2 protein-coding genes and 2 pseudogenes are annotated in these 3,778 nt (G+C 61.8%); all 4 read left to right on the top strand.

Annotated features, from left to right (window positions below; all coding sequences use genetic code 11):
• A pseudogene (locus tag VFL62_RS23280) lies at window positions 1–135 on the top strand (polysaccharide export protein); the annotation flags it as partial.
• Window positions 136–138: 3 nt separating this feature from the next.
• The gene (locus VFL62_RS23275; protein ID WP_325174747.1) at window positions 139–1,275 is read left to right on the top strand and encodes a glycosyltransferase family 4 protein; all 1,137 of its coding nucleotides are present in this window, start codon (window positions 139–141) and stop codon (window positions 1,273–1,275) included.
• A 119-nt stretch (window positions 1,276–1,394) separates the two neighbouring features.
• Complete coding sequence (locus tag VFL62_RS23270) at window positions 1,395–2,945, top strand: undecaprenyl-phosphate glucose phosphotransferase (RefSeq protein ID WP_325174746.1); 1,551 nt, start codon at window positions 1,395–1,397, stop codon at window positions 2,943–2,945.
• A gap of 55 nt (window positions 2,946–3,000) precedes the next feature.
• Window positions 3,001–3,778 (top strand): annotated as a pseudogene (locus VFL62_RS23265) (O-antigen ligase domain-containing protein); the annotation flags it as partial.

Here is a 3,778-nt window from a genome sequence, read left to right as displayed (position 1 = left end):
ATCGCCGGCGGCTTCTCGCCCCGCGCCAAACGCGACAGCGTCACGCTCACCCACAACGCCAGCCGCGTCATCGTCCCGCTCGGCACCTCCATCAGTCCCGGCGACACCATCCTCGTCGGCGAACGCTGGTTCTGACAAATGCCGGAGATAACCAACCGGCCGCTTCGCATTGTCCACGCCGTGCGTGCGCCGGTGGGCGGAATCATCCGCCATATCCTCGATCTCGCCAACGGCCAGATCAATGCAGGTCACCATGTCGGCATAATCGCCGACAGCCTGACCGGCGGAGACCGCGCCAACGCCGCATTCGCCGAAATCGCCCCGCGGCTCAAGCTCGGCATCCGCCGCCTTGCGATCCACCGCGAACCTCATCTCACCGATGCGTTGGTATGGGCCCGATTCATGTATCTGATCGCCCGGCTGCAGCCCGATGTGGTGCACGGACACGGCGCCAAGGCCGGTGCGTTCATCCGCATGAGAGGCCGCTCGAAGCGCTTCATCCGCGTCTACACCCCGCATGGCGGCTCGCTGCATTATCCACTCAACACATGGCGCGGCGCGTTCTACAGCCGCCTCGAACGCGCATTGATGGATAACACCGAACTCTTTCTGTTCGAAAGCGCGTTCGCGCGTGACACCTACCAGCGCACGATCGGCACGCCGACGACCGGGCTGGTGCGCTGCGTTTTCAACGGCGTCACGGCTGAGGAGTTCGACGCTATCACGCCGGCGCCCGACGCCACCGACCTCGCCTATGTCGGCGAATTCAGGCACATCAAGGGTGCGGACCTCCTGATTGACGCCGTGGCGCGGTTGCGCGCCGATGGCCGGCCGGTGATGCTGACCCTCGGCGGTGATGGCGAGGAGCTCAACGCACTGAAATCGCAGGTGGCAAAACTCGGCCTCGGCGAGGCAGTGCGCTTCATCGGACACGTCAAGGCGCGCTTCGGATTCTCCAAGGGCAAACTGCTCGTCGTTCCGTCCCGCGGCGATTCGATGCCCTACGTCGTGATCGAAGCTGCCGCCGCCGGCGTTCCGATGATCGCAGCCAACGTCGGCGGCATCCCTGAGATCTTCGGGCCACATCCGGATGCACTGTTTGCACCAAACTCCGCCGGCGCGATGGCGGATGCGATCGAAACCGCGCTCGACGATGCGGCTGCGACTGCCGCCCGCGCCAAGACCCTTCGCGAACGTATCTTCATGCACTTTTCGCAAAAGGCGATGGTCGAAGGCGTTCTCGCCAGCTACGCCGAGGCCTTTGCGCGGCGTTAACCATTCCTTGTGCCGATAACCGTTTCTTCCGATTTCTCATCTAATCCGAAAGCCTGGGATTTAGGCGCTGCCCGCGTCTGCTTATTATTAGCATTGCGACCAGAACGGATTGGACGACCGTGGAACCGGTTAATGCACGCTCGATGTTAGATGCCGCGGCAGTAGCCTCAGCGGCTGTCGGCGTAGGAACTCCGCCACTCGAACGCCGACGCAGGCTTTCGCAAGCCGCGCTCGTCGTCGCCAGTCAGAAAGTCCGCCGCGCCTATTCGCCGATCGTGATTGCCGGCGTCGTGCGCGTGCTCGATTTTTCTACGCTGAGCTTGATCGGAATCGCGCTCTACCTCGGTTACGTTGCGCCGCTCTCCGGTTTCCGCTGGGAATACATTGCCGCGATCCTGACGATGACGCTTGCGACCGTGATCTGCTTCCAGGCCGCCGATATCTATGACGTTCAGATCTTCCGCGGCCAGCTCCGCCAGATGACGCGGATGATCTCGTCGTGGGCGTTTGTATTTCTCCTGTTCATTGGCGTATCCTTCTTTGCCAAGCTCGGCGGCGAGATTTCGCGGCTTTGGCTTTCCGCATTTTTCTTCGTCGGTTTGGCGACCCTGATTTCGTCGCGTTTGTTGCTGCGCTCGCTGGTTCGTTCCTGGGCCCGCCAGGGCCGGCTCGACCGACGCACCATCGTCGTCGGCTCGGACGAGAACGGCGAGAAACTGATCGAAGCGCTGGATGCACAGACGGACTCCGATATCGATATTCTCGGGGTGTTCGACGACCGCAACGACAATCGCGCGCTCGAAACCTGCGCCGGAAAATCCAAGCTCGGCAAGGTCGACGATATCGTCGAATTCGCCCGCCGCACCCGCATCGATCTGGTGCTGTTCGCCCTTCCCATCTCCGCCGAAGCGCGCATTCTCGAAATGCTGAAGAAGCTGTGGGTGCTGCCGGTCGACATCCGTCTGTCGGCGCATACCAACAAGCTGCGTTTCCGCCCCCGCTCCTATTCCTACATCGGCAAGGTGCCGACGCTCGACGTGTTCGAAGCGCCGATCACCGACTGGGATCTCGTGATGAAGTGGATGTTCGACCACTTCGTCGGCGCGGTCGTGCTGCTGCTCGCCGCGCCGGTAATGGCGCTGGTAGCACTCGCCATCAAACTCGACAGTCCCGGACCCGTGCTGTTTCGCCAGAAGCGTTTCGGCTTCAACAACGAGCGTATCGACGTTTTCAAATTCCGATCGCTCTATCATGACCAGGCCGATCCTCTCGCGTCCAAGGTCGTGACCAAAGACGACAAACGCGTCACGCGCGTCGGCCGATTCATTCGCAAGACCAGCCTCGACGAATTGCCGCAGCTCTTCAACGTGGTTTTCAAGAGCAACCTTTCGCTTGTCGGCCCGCGTCCGCATGCGGTGCAGGGCAAATTGCAGAACCGGCTGTTCGACGAGGCGGTGGACGGCTACTTCGCACGCCACCGCGTCAAGCCCGGCATCACCGGCTGGGCCCAGATCAACGGCTGGCGCGGCGAAATCGACAACGAAGAGAAGATCCAGAAGCGGGTCGAGTTCGACCTTTACTACATCGAGAACTGGTCGGTGCTGTTCGATATCGCCATTCTGCTCAAGACGCCGCTGGCCGTGCTGACCAAGAACGAGAATGCCTATTGATGCCGCGCCTTGAGTTCAGGCGTAAATAGCGTGAGTTTGAGTATTTGACATGTCAATGGCGTACACGGCGGTCGCCGGGTCTCCTGCCGCATCAGCCGGGTCGCCGCGTCTTTTGGCGTTCCAGCGCGCGCTGGTATGGCTGGTCGGCGCTTCGGGCGCCATCGTATTCATCGAACCGAGCCCCTACGAAATCATGACGCTTGGCGCGGCGGCGCTGTTCTGCGCCACCGGCGTGCGGATGCGGCTTGCGCTGGTGCCGCTGCTGCTGCTGCTGGCCCTGATCAATATCGGTTACAGCATCGGCGCCATTCCGTTCTATGACAAGCCGGAAGTCGTGAGCTGGATCGCGACATCCTGGTACATGGCCGCCACCGTGATGTTCTTCGCCATGGTGATGTCGGAAGATACGCTTGCACGGCTCGAGATGCTTCGCGGCGGGCTCATTGTCGGCGCGATGATCGCGTCCATCGCGGCGATTGCGGGCTACCTCAATCTCGTTCCCGCCGGGCACGACCTGCTGACGCTGTACGGACGCGCGCGCGGCACTTTCAAGGACCCGAACGTGATCGGCGCGTTCCTGATCCTGCCGGCGCTGTTTTCGCTGCAAAGCGTCGTCGCCGACCGTTTTGCAAAGGCGCTTCGCAATGCGGTTACCTTCGTCATCATGGCGCTTGCGATACTGTTCGCGTTTTCGCGCGCAGCCTGGGGCGGGCTTGCTGTCACCGCGGCGTTCATGCTTGCGACGATGGTGTTGACCAGCCGCAGCCAGGCGCAGCGTTCGCGGATCATCGTGATTTCAATTGCAGCAGTCGTTCTGCTGGTGCTGCTGATCG

Origin of the sequence: Bradyrhizobium sp., assembly GCF_035701725.1 — a bacterium.
Taxonomy (GTDB): Bacteria; Pseudomonadota; Alphaproteobacteria; order Rhizobiales; family Xanthobacteraceae; genus Bradyrhizobium.
The sequence above is the reverse complement of the archived record's forward strand: the minus strand, read 5'-3'. Positions and strand labels throughout refer to the sequence as shown.